The 14,232-nt window shown below is 69.0% G+C and carries 15 protein-coding genes; 10 read left to right on the top strand and 5 right to left on the bottom strand.

Annotated elements, in window-relative coordinates:
• Positions 1-13: 13 nt before the first annotated feature.
• Genes VBO01S_RS10855 through VBO01S_RS10840 form a run of 4 tightly spaced genes read right to left on the bottom strand, consistent with a single transcriptional unit; the run spans position 14 to position 6,371 of the window.
• On the bottom strand, positions 14-679 hold the full coding sequence (locus tag VBO01S_RS10855) for a helix-turn-helix transcriptional regulator (protein ID WP_062473930.1): 666 nt from the start codon (positions 677-679) through the stop codon (positions 14-16).
• Positions 680-714: 35 nt separating this feature from the next.
• Entirely contained in the window at positions 715-2,157 is a 1,443-nt protein-coding gene (locus VBO01S_RS10850; protein ID WP_062473867.1) for an efflux transporter outer membrane subunit, read from the bottom strand.
• Between the two features lie 12 nt (positions 2,158-2,169).
• Positions 2,170-5,268: a MexW/MexI family multidrug efflux RND transporter permease subunit gene (locus VBO01S_RS10845; protein WP_062473865.1), complete on the bottom strand. Its 3,099-nt coding sequence runs from the start codon at positions 5,266-5,268 to the stop codon at positions 2,170-2,172.
• Positions 5,265-6,371: an efflux RND transporter periplasmic adaptor subunit gene (locus VBO01S_RS10840; protein WP_062473863.1), complete on the bottom strand. Its 1,107-nt coding sequence runs from the start codon at positions 6,369-6,371 to the stop codon at positions 5,265-5,267. Before VBO01S_RS10840 ends, VBO01S_RS10845 begins: the two co-directional genes overlap by 4 nt.
• Before the next feature lie 287 nt (positions 6,372-6,658).
• Between VBO01S_RS10840 and VBO01S_RS10835 the strand changes: the two genes are divergently transcribed.
• Positions 6,659-6,985 (top strand): ArsR/SmtB family transcription factor, encoded by a 327-nt coding sequence (locus VBO01S_RS10835; RefSeq protein ID WP_062473861.1) that lies wholly within the window; start codon positions 6,659-6,661, stop codon positions 6,983-6,985.
• 40 nt (positions 6,986-7,025) lie between these two features.
• On the opposite strand, the gene VBO01S_RS10830 is transcribed toward VBO01S_RS10835, so the two are convergent.
• Complete coding sequence (locus tag VBO01S_RS10830; protein WP_062473859.1) at positions 7,026-7,439, bottom strand: DsrE family protein; 414 nt, start codon at positions 7,437-7,439, stop codon at positions 7,026-7,028.
• 111 nt (positions 7,440-7,550) lie between these two features.
• On the opposite strand from VBO01S_RS10830, the gene VBO01S_RS10825 reads away from it, so the two are divergent.
• The 9 genes from VBO01S_RS10825 to soxX all read left to right on the top strand — a co-directional run bounded on the left by VBO01S_RS10825 (position 7,551) and on the right by soxX (position 14,229).
• Complete coding sequence (locus VBO01S_RS10825) at positions 7,551-8,510, top strand: MBL fold metallo-hydrolase (RefSeq protein ID WP_062473857.1); 960 nt, start codon at positions 7,551-7,553, stop codon at positions 8,508-8,510.
• A complete protein-coding gene (locus tag VBO01S_RS10820; protein WP_062473855.1) occupies positions 8,507-8,977 on the top strand; it encodes a thioredoxin fold domain-containing protein in 471 nt (156 codons plus the stop codon). Before VBO01S_RS10825 ends, VBO01S_RS10820 begins: the two co-directional genes overlap by 4 nt.
• 144 nt (positions 8,978-9,121) lie before the next feature.
• Positions 9,122-9,439 carry a c-type cytochrome gene (locus tag VBO01S_RS10815; protein ID WP_062473853.1) on the top strand — a complete coding sequence of 106 codons (318 nt, stop codon included), beginning with the start codon at positions 9,122-9,124 and terminating at the stop codon, positions 9,437-9,439.
• Between the two features lie 19 nt (positions 9,440-9,458).
• Complete coding sequence (gene soxC / locus VBO01S_RS10810) at positions 9,459-10,823, top strand: sulfite dehydrogenase (RefSeq protein ID WP_062473851.1); 1,365 nt, start codon at positions 9,459-9,461, stop codon at positions 10,821-10,823.
• Positions 10,807-11,853 (top strand): c-type cytochrome, encoded by a 1,047-nt coding sequence (locus VBO01S_RS10805; RefSeq protein WP_062473849.1) that lies wholly within the window; start codon positions 10,807-10,809, stop codon positions 11,851-11,853. Before soxC ends, VBO01S_RS10805 begins: the two co-directional genes overlap by 17 nt.
• 19 nt (positions 11,854-11,872) lie before the next feature.
• Positions 11,873-12,331: a thiosulfate oxidation carrier protein SoxY gene (gene soxY / locus VBO01S_RS10800; protein ID WP_056576806.1), complete on the top strand. Its 459-nt coding sequence runs from the start codon at positions 11,873-11,875 to the stop codon at positions 12,329-12,331.
• Between the two features lie 46 nt (positions 12,332-12,377).
• Complete coding sequence (gene soxZ / locus VBO01S_RS10795; RefSeq protein WP_172438442.1) at positions 12,378-12,689, top strand: thiosulfate oxidation carrier complex protein SoxZ; 312 nt, start codon at positions 12,378-12,380, stop codon at positions 12,687-12,689.
• Positions 12,690-12,759: 70 nt separating this feature from the next.
• On the top strand, positions 12,760-13,563 hold the full coding sequence (soxA, locus tag VBO01S_RS10790) for a sulfur oxidation c-type cytochrome SoxA (protein ID WP_062473848.1): 804 nt from the start codon (positions 12,760-12,762) through the stop codon (positions 13,561-13,563).
• Between the two features lie 12 nt (positions 13,564-13,575).
• A complete protein-coding gene (gene soxX, locus VBO01S_RS10785; RefSeq protein ID WP_062473846.1) occupies positions 13,576-14,229 on the top strand; it encodes a sulfur oxidation c-type cytochrome SoxX in 654 nt (217 codons plus the stop codon).
• The last annotated feature ends 3 nt before the right edge of the window (positions 14,230-14,232 follow it).

Below are 14,232 nucleotides of genomic sequence, written 5' to 3'. Positions count from 1 at the left end.
AAAAGAGGGTGCCTCAGGCGCGGGCCTTGGGCACGATGCGGTAGGCGCAGCGCCGCGCGCCCGCGAGCACGTGCTCGACACGGCTCACGTCGGCCTCGGGCCCCAGCACCTCGTCGAAGAGCTGCAGCTCGCTGCGGCAAAAGCCGGTGCAGGCCTGCGCCGCGGTGCAGATGGGGCAGTGGTTCTCGATGAAGAGAAAGCCGTCGCCCTCGGCCCGGTACTCGGCCATGTAGCCCTCGCGGCTGCGGATGTCCGCCAGCCGTTCGAGCCGCGCCTCGAGGTTGCGCGCGCCGCGCATGGCCTCGGTGTAGGTGGCGCGCATGGTGGCTTCGCGCGCGCCGATGAGCTGGTCCATGCCCTTTTCGCCGAACACGCTGATCACGGCGCTGATCATCTGCACCGTCATCTCGGCGTGCGTGTCGGGAAAGCGCTTGTGGCCCTCGCCGGTGAGCCGCCAGATCTGGGTGGGGCGGCCGCGGCCGCTGGAGCGGCTCTCGGCGTCCACCAGCCCTTCGGTCTCGAGCTTGGACATCTGCTGGCGCACCGCCTCGACCGTCACGTGCAGCACCTTGGCGATGTCGGGGATGCCGAGCGCGCCACGGGTCTTCAGCGTGGAGAGGATGCGGTCTGCCGGCTGGTGCGGCATCCAGGTGGGCTTGGTGGCATCGGGGGCGGACATGGCGGCTTCGGTCGTGGGGGAAAACAGCGTCATTGTCAGGTGGTTGGGCCTCCCCTCGCATCCGTGGGCGCTTGCCAGCCTCCGCCCAGTGCTTTGTAAAGCGCCACGAGGCTGGTGAACGAGGCCGTTTCAGCCTCGGCCACGGCATCCTGCGCGCGCAGCAGGGTGCGCTGCGCGTCGAGCACGCTCAGGTAGGGCGCGGCGCCTTCGCGGTAGCGCACTTCGGCCAGCTCGGCGGCGCGGCCGCTGCGGGCCGAGGCCTCCAGCAGCCGCTGCAGGCGCAGCTGGTTCTGGCCGTAGCCGGTGAGGGCGCTTTCGACGTCCTCGATGGCGCGCAGCACGGTCTGTTCGTAGACGGCGCGCTCGCCCTCGGCTCGCGCTTCGGCGCCGCGCAGGCGGGCCTTGACCGAGCCCAGCCGCAGCGCAGGCCAGCTCACGCCGGGCGTGACGCTGAAGGCGCGGCTCGACGAACTGCCCAGGTCGGCCCCGCGCAGCGCGATGAAGCCCAGGAAGCCGCCGATGTCGACGCGCGGGTACAGCTCGGCCGTGGCCGCGCCCACGTCGGCGGTGCTGGCGGCCAGGCCGCGCTCGGCGCGCAGCACGTCGGGCCGGCGGCGCAGCAGCTCGCCCAGGTCGCCGATGGGCAGACGCTTGTCGAGCACGCGCAGCGGGTGTGGCTGCAGCATCGGAGTCAGCTCGGCCGGGCGCAGGCCCGCCAGCACGGCGACGCGGTGCGCGGCCTGGCGGCGCGTGGTCTCGAGCGCGGGCAGCTGGCTCTCGGTGCTGGCCAGGTTGGCCTGCGCGCTGGCCAGGTCGCCTTCAAGGCCGCGCCCGGTGCGCACCTGCGCCTCGGTCACGCGCAGGCTCTGGCGCAGGCTCTCGAGGGTGCGCTGCGTCACGGCCAGGCGCTGCTCGGCGCCGCGCATCTCGTAGTAGTTGCGCGCCAGTTCGGCCACGGCCACGATGCGCACCTGCGCGAGGTCGGCCGCGCTGGCCTGGGCGCGCGCGGTGGCGGCTTCGTCCAGGCGCTGCAGGCGGCCGAACAGGTCGATCTCCCAGCCGGCGTCGAAGCCGGCGCGGCTGCTCTGGGCCAGCGTGCGCGCATCGGCCGGCACGCCGTTGCCTTGTGCGATGCTGCGTGTCTTGCCGGCGCCCAGCGTCACCACGGGCAGGCGGTCGAGCTCGGCTTCGGTCTGCATCGCACGCGCTTCCAGCAGCCGTGCGTGGGCGATGCGGATGTCGTGGTTGCCGGCCAGCGCGCGTTCGACGAGCGCGTCGAGCTGCGGATCGTCGAGCTGGCGCCACCAGTCGCGCTGCACCGCGTCGGGCGCGAACAGCGCGCGCTCGGGGGCGGCGATGGCTACCGGCGCATCGTTCGGCGCGGCGTACTTCGGCCCGACCGCGCAACCGGCCAGCACCAGCAGGCTGAGGGCGAACGGTGCGGCGTAGGAGAAGGGTCTTGTTGTCGTCATGGTCATGCTCCCGGTGTCTCAGACGGTGTCGCCGGCAGGCTCGCGCGCCACGAGCGCCTCGAGTTCGGCGGCGCGCTGCGAGCGGCCCACCGTGCGGTGGTCGCGTGCCAGCAGCGTGTACATGGTGGGCAGCACGAACAGCGTGAACAGCGTGCCCACCAGCATGCCGACCACGATCACCAGGCCGATGCTGAAGCGGCTGTTGGCGCCCGCGCCGCTGGCGAACAGCAGCGGCACCAGGCCCACCACCATCGCGGCCGTGGTCATCAGGATCGGGCGCAGCCGGATGCGCGCGGCCTGCTCGATGGCGGCGCGGCGCTCCAGGTTCAGGCGCTCCTGGATCTCGTTGGCGAACTCCACCATCAGGATGCCGTGCTTGCTGATGAGCCCGATGAGCGTCACCAGTCCGATCTGCGTGTAGATGTTGATGGTGGCAAAGCCCAGCGCCAGCGGCACCAGCGCGCCGCAGATCGACATCGGCACGCTGACCAGGATGATCAGCGGGTCGCGCAGGCTCTCGTACTGCGCGGCCAGCACCAGGTAGATCACCACGATCGCGAACACGAAGGCCATCACCAGGGCAGAGCCTTCCTGCGTGAACTGGCGCGCGTCCGACTGCCAGTCGTAGCTGAAGCCGGCCGGCAGCTTCTTCGCCTCTTCGCTCAGGAACGCCACGGCGTCGCCCATGGTCACGCCCGGCATCGGAATCGCCTGGAAGGTCGCGGCGTTGAGCTGGTTGAACTGCGTGAGCTTGTTGGGGCCCACGCTGGTCGACAGCGTCACCAGGTTGGCCAGCGGCACGGGCTGGCCGCTCGCGCTCTTCACGAAGTAGCGCGACAGCGCCTCGGCCGTGAGCCGCTGGTCGCGCGGCGACTGCGGAATCACGTCGTACGAGCGGCCGTCCATGCCGAAGCGGTTGACGTAGTTCTCACCCACCAGAACGGCCAGCGTGTCGCCGATGGCCTTCATGGTCACGCCCATGCTGTTGGCCTTGGCGCGGTCCACGCGCACCTCGGTCACGGGGTTGTTGAACTCCAGGTCGCTGTCGACCACGGCGAACTTGCCGCTCTCGCGCGCCGCCTTCTTCAGCGTTTCCATCGCCTCGAACACGCTGCGGTGGTCGCCCGCGCTGCGGATCACCATCTGCACCGGAAGCCCACCGGTCGAACCGGGAAGCGACGGCAGCTGAAAGGCGAACACGCTGCTGCCCTCGACCTCGTTCATGCCGCCCTGCACGTCGCCCTGGATCTGGTCGGCGTTGCGCTGGCGATCTTTCCAGTCGGACAGCTGCACGCCGCCGATGCTGTTGGAGACGCCGTCCGAGCCGTTGATGAGCCAGCGGCCGGTGTTCTCGGGCAGCTTGGCCAGCACCTCGTCCCACTTCTGGCCGAACTTCTCGACGTAGTCGATGTTGGCGTGCTGCGGCGACTTGATGACGGTCATCACCATCGCCTGGTCTTCGCCCGGCGCCAGCTCGCGCTGCGCCGCGTTGTACAGAAAGGGCAGGCTCACGAGCACGGCCGCCGCCAGCAGGCCCGTGACCCAGCGGTGGTGCAGCGACACGTCGAGCAGCCGTCCATAGGCCGTGGCCAGCTTGTGGAAGAAGGCCTCGGCATAGCGCGCCATGCGGCCCGCCGTGGCGTCCTGCGGCAACAGGAACGAGCTCATCACCGGCGACAGCGTGAGCGCGATCACGCCCGACACCACCACCGCGCCCGCCAGCGTGAAGGCGAACTCCTTGAACAGCGAGCCCGTGAGCCCGCCCATGAGGCCGATGGGCGCGTACACCGCGGCCAGCGTGAGCGTCATCGCGATCACCGGGCCGGCCACTTCGCGCGCGCCGATCAGCGCGGCCTGCACGCGCGACTTGCCTTCCTCGATGTGGCGGTGCACGTTCTCGACCACCACGATGGCGTCGTCCACCACCAGGCCGATGGCCAGCACCATCGCCAGCAGCGTGAGCAGGTTGATGCTGAAGCCGAACAGCAGCATCAGTGCCGCCGCGCCCAGCATCGACAGCGGAATGGTCACCACCGGAATGAGCACCGCGCGCAGCGAGCCCAGGCACAGGAAGATCACCAGCACCACGATGGCGATGGCTTCGAGCAGCGTCTTCTGCACCTCGTCGATCGAGGCCTCGATGAAGCGCGCGAGTTCGAAGGGCAGCTGCACCTCCACGCCCGGCGGGAGGTTCTGCTTGATGCCGGGCAGCAGGTCGCGGATGCGCTTCACGATCACCAGCGGGTTGCCGTTGGGCGCGGCCTGCAGGCCGAGGTAGATGGCCTTGTCGCCGTCCATCGTCGCGCTGCTGTCGGCGCTCGCCGCGCCGAGTTCCACCGTGGCCACGTCGCCCAGCCGCACGATGGCATCGCCGTCGCGCTTGATGACCATGTCGCGGAACTCCGCCACGTTCACCAGGTCGGTGTTCACGCGGATGTTCGACACCACGTACAGGCCCTTCACCTGCCCGGGTGCGGCCTGCACGTTGTTCTGGCGCAGCGCGTCGGCCAGCTCGCCGGCCGAGATGCCGCGCGCGGCCATGCGGTTGGCGTCCAGCCACACGCGCATCGCCAGCGTCTGCCCGCCCGACACCTCGACGCCCGAGACGCCCTCGATCGACGCGAACTGCGGCTGCACCACGCGCGAGAGGTAGTCGGTGAGCTGCGGCACGGGCATCGTCTTGCTCGAGAAGCCCACGTAGGCGACGGCCGTGGCTTCGCCCGACGACTTGAGGATCACCGGGTCGAAGGCCTCGGCCGGCAGCCGGTACTTCACCTGGCTGACCTGCGCCATGGCCTGCGTGAGCGCCTGGTTGGCGTCGGCGTTGAGCTTCATGCGCACGCTGATCACGCTGCGGCCCAGCGTGGACGACGACGAGAGGTAGTCGACGTTCTCGATGGTCGCCACCGCCTGCGCGATGGGCTGCGTGACGAAGCCCTGCATCAGCTCCGGCGAGGCGCCGGGGTACTGCGTGGTGATGGTGAGCGTGGTGCTCTCGGTGAGCGGGTACTGGCGCACCGGCAGGTCGCCCAGCGCACGCGCGCCGAGCAGCAGGATGAGCGTGCTCACCACCAGCGCCAGCACGGGCCGGCGCACGAAGAGGTCGGTGAACTTCATGACTTCGCGTCCTGCAGGGCCAGCGTGTCCTTCGCGGCCGGGGCCACGGCGGCGCCGTTGTACAGGCGCAGCTGGCCCGAGGTGACGACCTGCTCGCCGGCCTTCAGGCCCTGCTCGACGACGACCAAGCCGTCTTGTCGTTCGCCGGTCTTCACGAACACCTGCTGCACCGAGAAGCCGTCGCCCTTGTCGCCGGCGCGCACCACGAACACCGAGTCGCCGTGCGTGCTGTAGGTGATGGCGGTTTCAGGCACCGCGATGGCGTCGGCGCGCGCGGGCAGCGCCACCTTGGCGTTGACGTACATGCCGGGCGTGAGCGCGCCGTCGGCGTTGTCGACCGTGGCCTGCAGCCGCACGGTGCGCGTGTCGCTGCCGATCATGGGCTCGATGGCGCTGAGCTTCGCGGGGAACACGCGGCCCGGGTAGGCGTCGACCGCGAGCGCCACCGCCTGGTTGCGCCGCAGTGCCGGCAGCGCGTTCTCGGGCAGCGTGAGGTTGGCGAACAGCGTGCGCGCATCGGTGAGCGACACCAGCGCATCGCCGGCGCGCACGAACTGGCCGAGGTTGACCTTGCGGATGCCCAGCACGCCGTCGAACGGCGCCCGGATGTGCTTCTGCTCGATGAGCGCTTGCACGCGGCGCAGCTCGCCGCTGGCCTGGTCGAAGGCGGCCTGCGCCTGCTCCATCTGCTCCTGCGTGGCGGCCTGCTGCGGCAGCAGGCGGCGCGTGCGTTCGAGCAGGGCCCTGGCATTGGCCTGCTGGGCGCGCAGCCGTTCGAGGTCGCCCTGTTCGGGCGCATCGTTCAGCTGCACCAGCAACTGGCCGGCACGCACCTGCGCGCCCGGCGTGAACAGGATCTTCGCGACCCGTCCCTCCACCTCGGCTGGCACCTCGACCTGCCGGTTGGCCTCCAGCGTGCCGATGCCGCCGAGAAAGCGCGCCATCTCGGTTTGCCGCGCGGGGGCCACCGCCACCTTGGCCGGCGGCATCACGCCGCCCTGTGCATGGGCCGGCTGGAACTTCGCCACGAGCCCGTAGCCCGCCGCGCCCAGCACCGCGACCGTGAGACCGGCGCCGAGCCAGGTCCTGGTTTGTTTGTTCATACGCAACCTGCTTTTTTATCAAAGAAAGTGCTTTGATTATTAGATCGCGTCCGAACGCTGTCGAGAAAGACGTGGCAATGGCCCCGATAGGGCAGGGCTATCTTTGGCGTGGCGTGCATGCGGGGTGCTCCGGGTGGTTGCGCGGGGACATCCCCGCACCCCGAAGACGGGCAGCGCGTCGCTTTTGTGACGCGGCGCCGGTGTGCAATCGCCGTACGGCCGCCGGGACATCGCTCGCGCCGCCAAGGGCCGATGTACATTGCGACCTGCGCATGAACCTATTCAGCATGGCCACCAAACCCCGTAAGAAGTCCGCGGCTGTCACCGAGGACGAGGTCTTCGACATGGCCGCCGACCTGTTCCGGGCCATGGCCGCGCCCATGCGGCTGAAGATCGTGAGCCTGCTGTGCAACGGCGAGAAGAACGTGAGCGAGCTGCTCGCGCAGATCGACACCACGCAGCCCAACATGTCGCAGCACCTGAACACGCTCTATCAGGCGGGCGTGCTCGCGCGACGCCGCGACGGCGTGAGCATCTACTACAGCATCGCGAACGAGACCGTGGTGGCGCTGTGCCGCAGCATCTGCGTGCAGATCGCCATCGAGCAGGAATAAGAAGAAGAGAAGAAGGCCGGCGTCAGCCGGCTTTCGCGCCTCAGGGCTTCAGGTAGACGTAGCCTTCCTTCGCCTGCAGCCGCGCCACCTCGGCCACGCCCGAGGGCACCACCTTGGTTTCCATCAGCAGCTTGCCCGCGTCGATGTTGCGCGTGGTGAGCGTGTTGTTGCACACCTTGAACTCCACGCCGCGTCCGGCCAATGCGCTCACCGGGCCGCTGAACTCGCGGCCCCGGCTGTCCTTCGCATCGCTCAGTAGGAAGTCGATGCCGGGGCCGTGCGTGACCACCACGATCTTCGCCTTCGGCTCCGCGTTCAGGTGGTTCGTGATGTTCGCCAGGATGGCGGCGCTGCTCTCCACGCCGGTGTTCACGTGGTAGACCACCTTGGTCTCCTGCGCGCCCGCGAACGTGGCGACCATGGCGAGCAGGAAAGCGATGAATGCGTGTCTCATGGGGAAACCCTCTGGCTGTTGTCGTTGCCCGCAAAATATCATCTTCTGCTTATATTTACAGCCGGGCAAGCCCGCGGCCCTCGCCGCCCAGCCCGCAGGAGACGACCCACGATGTTCCCGTGCCGGCCCACCGCCGTTCGCGCGAAGGCGCTGCTGATGTGCGCTGCGCTCTGGCTGAGCGCCAGTGCCGCGTTCGCCGCGCCCGAGATCCGCCCGCTGCCGGTGGCGCCCGACATCTACTACGTGCAGGGCATCCCCGCGCTGGGCTCGAAGGAGAACCAGAACTTCATCTCCAACGCCGGCTTCGTCGTCACGCGCGACAGCGTCGTGATGATCGACGCGCTCGGCTCGCCCGCCGTCGCCGAGCGCATGGTGCAAGAGATCCGCAAGCTCACGCCCAAGCCGATCAGCCACGTCATCCTCACGCACTACCACGCCGACCACATCTACGGCCTGCAGGTGTTCAAGGCGCTGGGCGCGCAGATCGTGGCGCACGCGCGAGGCAAGAGCTACCTCACGTCCGACACCGCGCGGCTGCGGCTCGAGGCCTCGCGCCAGGAGCTCGCGCCGTGGATCGACGAGCGCACGCGGCTGGTGCCGGCCGATGTGTGGATCGACGGGCGCACCGAGCTCACCATCGGCGGCACGCGCTTCGTGATCCAGCCCGCCGGTCCCGCGCACACGCCCGAAGACCTGGCCATCTTTTTGCCGCAGCAGAAGGTGCTGTTCACCGGCGACATCGTGTTCCGCAACCGCACGCCCTACGTGGGCTCGGCCGACAGCCGGCACTGGATCACATCGCTCGACGCGCTGCTCGCGCTCGACGCACGCACCATCGTGCCGGGCCACGGCCCCGCGTCGGACGACCCGGCGCAAGACCTGCGGCAGACGCGCGACTACCTCGTCTTCCTGCGCGGCGCGATGCAGAAGGCCGCGACCGAGATGACACCTTTCGACGAGGCCTACGCCGCCACCGACTGGTCGCGCTTCGAGGCCTGGCCGCTGTTCAAGGTGGCCAACCGCATGAACGCCTACAACACCTACCTGCTGCTGGAGCAGGAGGCGCGATGAGCGGCGACCGCACGCGCCGGCAGCTCGTCGCGGGTCTTGCCGCGTGGTGCGTCGCGCCGATGGCCGTGCATGCGGCCGATGTGCAACTGCCCGCGCCCGTCTCGCTGGCTGGCGCGCTCGCCGCGGCGCTGGCCCGCGCGCAACCGCTGGTCGTCATGGCCAGCCTGCAGGGCTGCCCCTTCTGCAAGATCGCGCGCGAGCACTACCTCATGCCCGAACTCGCCGCGGGCTTGCCCGTGGTGCAGATCGACTTTCGCGACCCACGCGCGGTGCGCGACTTCGACGGCACCACGCGCACGCACGACGCGCTCATCAAGGCGTGGCACGTCAGCGTCGCGCCGACCGTGCTCTTCTTCGGCCGCAACGGCCGCGAGGTCGCCGAGCGCCTGACCGGCGGCGACTCGGACTTCTACGGCGCCTACCTCGAAGCACGCCTGCAGCAAGCGCGCACCGCCGTCCGCAGCTGACGTTATGCATGGCGAAACCGAACGGGTTTCCCCCAAGAGCAAAGCCCTTCCCTTGTTCACGATCGTCCCTAAAATCAATACATAACGATTTACTTATTTAACAATGAAACCGGCCGCTTCGGGGCGCGTTTCGAGGAGACCGAATTGAAGTTGCTGCTGCCGTCGCTCGCCGTCGCTGTCACCGCGTTGCTGCTGTCGACACCGGCCCTTGCCAACAAGGAACTGGCCCAGAAGAACGCCTGCCTCGCCTGCCACGCAGTCGACAAGAAGCTGGTCGGCCCCGCCTACCTCGACGTCGCAAAGAAGTACACCGGCCAGGCCGACGCGCTCGCCGCGCTCACCGCGAGCATCCAGAAGGGCAGCACCGGCAAGTGGGGCGCCGTGCCCATGCCCGCGCAGCCCGCGATGAGCGAGGCCGATGCCAAGGCGCTGGCCGCCTGGGTATTGGGCGGCGCCAAGTAAGGCTCACGGACGCGACGCCATGAGCGGCAGCATCCAGCAGACCGGGCAGGTTCGCAAGGCACCCGAGAACTTTCTCGACGCGCAAGGCGTGCGCGCCGTCTTCGCCGAAGCCGGCAAGGGGCGACGCGACTTCATCCGCAATGCCTTCGCCGCGGCCGTCGCAGGCACGGCGGCCACGTCGTCCGCGCTTGCGCAAACGCGCACCGCCGTGGGCGACGGTGACCCCGCGATATTGAACCTGCCCGCGCACAGCACGGGCCTCGGCCAGCCGGTGGTCACCGACGGCTACGGCAAGCCTTCCAAGTACGAAGCCAATGTGCAGCGCCGCCAGAGCCCGGGGCTCACGCCGACTGCGCAGGCCTCGGTGTCGTTCGCGCCGCTGCAGTCGCTGTTCGGCATCGTCACGCCCAGCGGCCTGCACTTCGAGCGGCACCACCAGGGCTGGTGGGACATCGATCCCTCGAAGCACCGCCTGATGGTCAACGGCATGGTGAAGACGCCGAAGGTCTTCACGCTCGACGAGCTGATGCGGCTGCCGTCGGTGTCGCGCTTTCACTTCATCGAGTGCGGCGCCAACACCGGCATGGAGTGGGGCAACGTCGCCGTGCCCACGGCCCAGTACACGCACGGCATGCTGTCGTGCAGCGAGTTCACCGGCGTGCCGCTGATCACGCTGCTCGAGATGGCGGGTGCCGACCTCAAGGGCGAGCGCTTCGTGCTCGCCGAAGGCGCCGACGGTTCGTCGATGACGCGCACCATTCCCATGAGCCTCATCCGCTCGGGCGAGGTGCTCGTGGCCTACGGCCAGAACGGCGAGATGCTGCGGCCCGAGCAGGGCTACCCGCTGCGGCTCGTGGTGCCCGGCGTGCAGGGCGTGAGCTGGGTCAAGTACCTGCGCCGCATCGAACTCGGCGACCAGCCCTACGGCGCCAAGGACGAGACCGTGCACTACGTCGACCTGATGCCCGACGGCCAGCACCGCCAGTACACCAGCATCCAGGAATGCAAGAGCGTCGTGACCACGCCCTCGGGCGGGCAGATGCTGCTCGACAAGGGCTTCTACAACATCACCGGCCTCGCGTGGTCGGGCCGCGGCAAGGTGAAGCGCGTGGACGTGAGCGTGGACGGCGGGCGCAACTGGCGCACCGCGCGGCTCGAATCGCCCGTGCTCTCGAAGTGCCTCACGCGCTTCAACATCGACTGGGTGTGGGACGGCACGCCCGCCATCATCCAGAGCCGCGCCATCGACGACACCGGCTACGTGCAGCCCAGCTACAAGCAGCTGCGCGCGGTGCGCGGCACGCGCTCGATCTATCACAACAACGCCATCCAGTCGTGGCAGGTGCAGGCGAACGGGGAGGTGGCGAATGTCCAGCTTTCCTAAGCGCGCGCTGCTGTTGCTCGTTCTCGCATGCGGTGCAGCCGCATGGGCGCAGCCCAAGACAGCAGGCTATGCCGGCATCGGCCGCGACGCCACGCCCAAGGAAGTGGCCGCGTGGGACATCGACGTGCGCCCCGACTTCAAGGGCCTGCCGCCCGGCTCGGGCTCCGTCACGCGCGGGCAGGACCTGTGGGAAGGCAAGTGCGCCTCGTGCCACGGCGTGTTCGGCGAATCGAACCAGGTGTTCAGCCCGATCGTCGGCGGCACCACGGCCGAGGACATCAAGAGCGGCCACGTCGCGCGCCTGAAAGACCCGGCGTTCCCGGGCCGCACCACGCTGATGAAGGTCACGAGCCTGTCGACCGTGTGGGACTACGTGTACCGCGCCATGCCGTGGAACCAGCCCAAGTCGCTGACGCCGGACGATGTGTATGCCGTCACCGCCTACATGCTGAACCTCGGCGGCATCGTGCCCGACGACTTCACGCTGTCCGACAAGAACATCCGCGAGGTGCAGGCCCGCATGCCCAACCGCAACGGCGGCACCACCGCGCACGCGATGTGGCCCGGCAGCGAGTTCGGCCGCGCCACGAAGCCCGACGTGTCGGCCGTGGCCTGCATGCGCGACTGCGTGCCGGCGGCGTCGTCCGTCGCGCAGTTGCCGCCGCATGCGCGCGGCAGCCACGGCAACCTCGCCGACCAGAACCGGCTGGTGGGCGCGCAGCGCGGCATCGCCACCGCGGCGCCTGCTGCTGCCGTGAAGACCAGCGCACCGGCCGCGGCACCGAAGGTGCCCGTCGCGCTGCTCGAGAAGAACAGCTGCACCGCCTGCCACGGCATGACGCAAAAACTCGTCGGCCCCGCCTTCTCGGACATCGCGAAGAAGTACCCCGGCCAGACCGACCACCTGCTGCAGAAGATCAAGGCAGGCAGCACCGGCGTCTGGGGGGCGATCCCGATGCCGCCGCAGACCCTCGGCGACGATGATGCCAAGGCCATCGCACGCTGGCTCGCCGACAGCGCCGGACCATGATTCGACAGGAGACAACCCCATGAAAAACCGCAGACAGATGCTCACGCAGTCCGCCGCCCTCGCAGGCCTGGCGGCCACCGCCGGCTGGCTTCCCGCCACCGCCCTCGCGTACTCCAAAGACGCCTTCGACGCCAAGAGCGTGGCCGACGCGCTCAAGGCCGTCGGCGTCACCGGCGCGCCCACCGAGAGCAAGGACGTCACCATCACCGGCCCCGACATCGCCGAGAACGGCGCCGTGGTGCCGCTCAGCGTGGCCACCGCCTTGCCCGGCGTGAAGCAGCTCATGCTGCTGGTCGAGAAGAACCCGAACGCCGTGGTTGCGATCTTCAACACCTCGGAGTTCGTCGAGTCGAACTTCACCACGCGCGCCAAGCTGGGCCAGTCGTCCGACGTGTACGCGATCGCGGTCATGAACGACGGCAAGGCGCTCTTTGCCAAGAAGGAAGTCAAGGTCACGCTCGGCGGCTGCGGCGGCTGAGCGACGGGCTTCACACACAGAACACGACGAGAAGAAGGAGACCACCATGGCAGATCCCATGCGCATCCGCGCCCAGGCCGCGGGCGACAAGACGACCGTGCGCATCCTCATGGCGCACGAAATGGAAACTGGCCAGCGCAAGGACGCCGCCGGCAAGACCATCCCCGCCTGGTTCATCCAGGAGGTCACGGCCTCGCTCAACGGCAAGACCGTGCTCACGGCCGACTGGGGCCCGGCGGTGTCGAAGAACCCCTTCATGCAGTTCACGCTGAAGGGCGCGAAGGCCGGCGACAAGATCGCCGTGACCTGGAAGGACAACCGCGGCGACACCCGCACCGACGAAGCCACCGTCAGCTGACGCTTTCTTCGCCCACGCGGGCGCTCGCTCGCGTGTTGTTGTGTTCCCCACGAGAAAAAAAGGCGGCCCCATGAGGACAACCACATGCCTGAGCCTGCTGGTGCTGGCCGGCAGCATCGCACTGCCCGCCGCGGCGCAGAAGACCACGGCCGAGGGCATCGCCGAGTACCGCGCGCTGCTGCAGGACGGCAACCCCGCCGAACTGTTCGAGGCCAAGGGCGAAGACCTCTGGAAACAGAAGCGCGGGCCCAAGGCCGCGTCGATGGAGAAGTGCGACCTCGGCAAGGGCCCGGGCGTGGTGAAGGGCGCGTTCGCCGAACTGCCGCGCTACTTTCCCGACACCGGCCGCGTGCAGGACATGGAGTCGCGCCTGCTCACCTGCATGGAGACCTTGCAGGGCTTCGACGCCGCCGCCATCGCGAAGACGCCGTTCGGACAGGGCGAGCAGAAGAACCTCGAGGGGCTGGTGGCATGGATCTCGGCCGAGTCGAAAGGCCTGCCGCTGAACCTGCCGCAGTCGCACGCGAGCGAACGCCGTGCGTACGAAGTGGGCAAGCGCCTGTTCTTCCTGCGCGCCGGCCCGCACGACTTTGCCTGCGCCACCTGCCACGGCGCCGACGGCAAGCGCATCCGCCTGCAGGACCTGCCCAACCTCACGAAGAACCCCGGCGCCGGTGAAGGCTTCGGTGCCTGGCCGGCGTACCGCGTGTCGTCGGGCGAGCTGTGGGGCATGCAGCGCCGGCTCAACGACTGCTTCCGCCAGCAGCGCTTTCCGTACCCGGGCTACGCCAGCGACGTGACCGTGGCGCTGGCCGTGTACATGGGCGTCAACGGCAAGGGCGGCAAGACCACCGCGCCCGCCATCAAGCGCTGAAGGAGCCACGCCATGAAATCCGATCATTTCTTCGGCCTGGCCGCCGTGGCCTGCGCGCTCACCGTGTTCGGCTGCGCGTCTGTCGACAGCGCCGCCGAGCTCGACAAGCTCACCGCCGACGCGCTGCAGCGCTCCTTCCGCGACCAGGGCATCGCCAAGGTCGACCGCCTCGTGCAAGACCCGGCCAACCTCGCGTGCAGCGAAGCCGAGGCCAGCGGCAAGCCGCTGGACGACCAACGCACCAAGGAGATCGAGGCCGCCAACATGAAGACCGTGCGCTGGCCCTCCGACGGCAAGTTCGTCGGCGACTGGCGCGAGGGCGAGAAGATCGCGCAGAACGGCCGCGGCCTCACCTGGACCGACGCCGCGAATGCGGCCAACGGCGGCAATTGCTACAACTGCCACCAGATGTCGAAGGAAGAAATCTCCTTCGGCACGCTCGGCCCGAGCCTGTACCACTACGGCAAGCTGCGCGGCGTGAGCGACCCGGCCAGCGCTGCGTCCAAGCCCATCGTCGAATACACCTGGGGCAAGCTGTGGAACGCGCGCGCCTACAACGCCTGCTCGAACATGCCGCGCGTCGGCCATTCCGGCATCCTCAACGAGAAGCAGATCCGCGACGTGATGGGCTTGCTGCTCGACCCCCAGTCTCCCGTCAACCGCTGAACG

The organism is Variovorax boronicumulans NBRC 103145 (assembly GCF_001591345.1).
GTDB classification, from domain to species: domain Bacteria; phylum Pseudomonadota; class Gammaproteobacteria; order Burkholderiales; family Burkholderiaceae_C; genus Variovorax; species Variovorax boronicumulans.
This window is presented reverse-complemented; position numbering and strand designations above follow the sequence as displayed.

Excerpts from the sequence above, each read along its gene's own strand:
- VBO01S_RS10805 (WP_062473849.1), top strand. The coding sequence starts at position 10,807 with ATGTCCAGCTTTCCTAAGCGCGCGCTGCTGTTGCTCGTTCTCGCATGC.
- VBO01S_RS10850 (WP_062473867.1), bottom strand. The coding sequence starts at position 2,157 with ATGACCATGACGACAACAAGACCCTTCTCCTACGCCGCACCGTTCGCC.
- soxZ (WP_172438442.1), top strand. The coding sequence starts at position 12,378 with ATGGCAGATCCCATGCGCATCCGCGCCCAGGCCGCGGGCGACAAGACG.
- soxX (WP_062473846.1), top strand. The coding sequence starts at position 13,576 with ATGAAATCCGATCATTTCTTCGGCCTGGCCGCCGTGGCCTGCGCGCTC.
- VBO01S_RS10845 (WP_062473865.1), bottom strand. The coding sequence starts at position 5,268 with ATGAAGTTCACCGACCTCTTCGTGCGCCGGCCCGTGCTGGCGCTGGTG.
- soxC (WP_062473851.1), top strand. The coding sequence starts at position 9,459 with ATGAGCGGCAGCATCCAGCAGACCGGGCAGGTTCGCAAGGCACCCGAG.
- soxY (WP_056576806.1), top strand. The coding sequence starts at position 11,873 with ATGAAAAACCGCAGACAGATGCTCACGCAGTCCGCCGCCCTCGCAGGC.
- soxA (WP_062473848.1), top strand. The coding sequence starts at position 12,760 with ATGAGGACAACCACATGCCTGAGCCTGCTGGTGCTGGCCGGCAGCATC.
- VBO01S_RS10820 (WP_062473855.1), top strand. The coding sequence starts at position 8,507 with ATGAGCGGCGACCGCACGCGCCGGCAGCTCGTCGCGGGTCTTGCCGCG.
- VBO01S_RS10840 (WP_062473863.1), bottom strand. The coding sequence starts at position 6,371 with ATGAACAAACAAACCAGGACCTGGCTCGGCGCCGGTCTCACGGTCGCG.
- VBO01S_RS10825 (WP_062473857.1), top strand. The coding sequence starts at position 7,551 with ATGTTCCCGTGCCGGCCCACCGCCGTTCGCGCGAAGGCGCTGCTGATG.
- VBO01S_RS10830 (WP_062473859.1), bottom strand. The coding sequence starts at position 7,439 with ATGAGACACGCATTCATCGCTTTCCTGCTCGCCATGGTCGCCACGTTC.
- VBO01S_RS10835 (WP_062473861.1), top strand. The coding sequence starts at position 6,659 with ATGGCCACCAAACCCCGTAAGAAGTCCGCGGCTGTCACCGAGGACGAG.
- VBO01S_RS10855 (WP_062473930.1), bottom strand. The coding sequence starts at position 679 with ATGTCCGCCCCCGATGCCACCAAGCCCACCTGGATGCCGCACCAGCCG.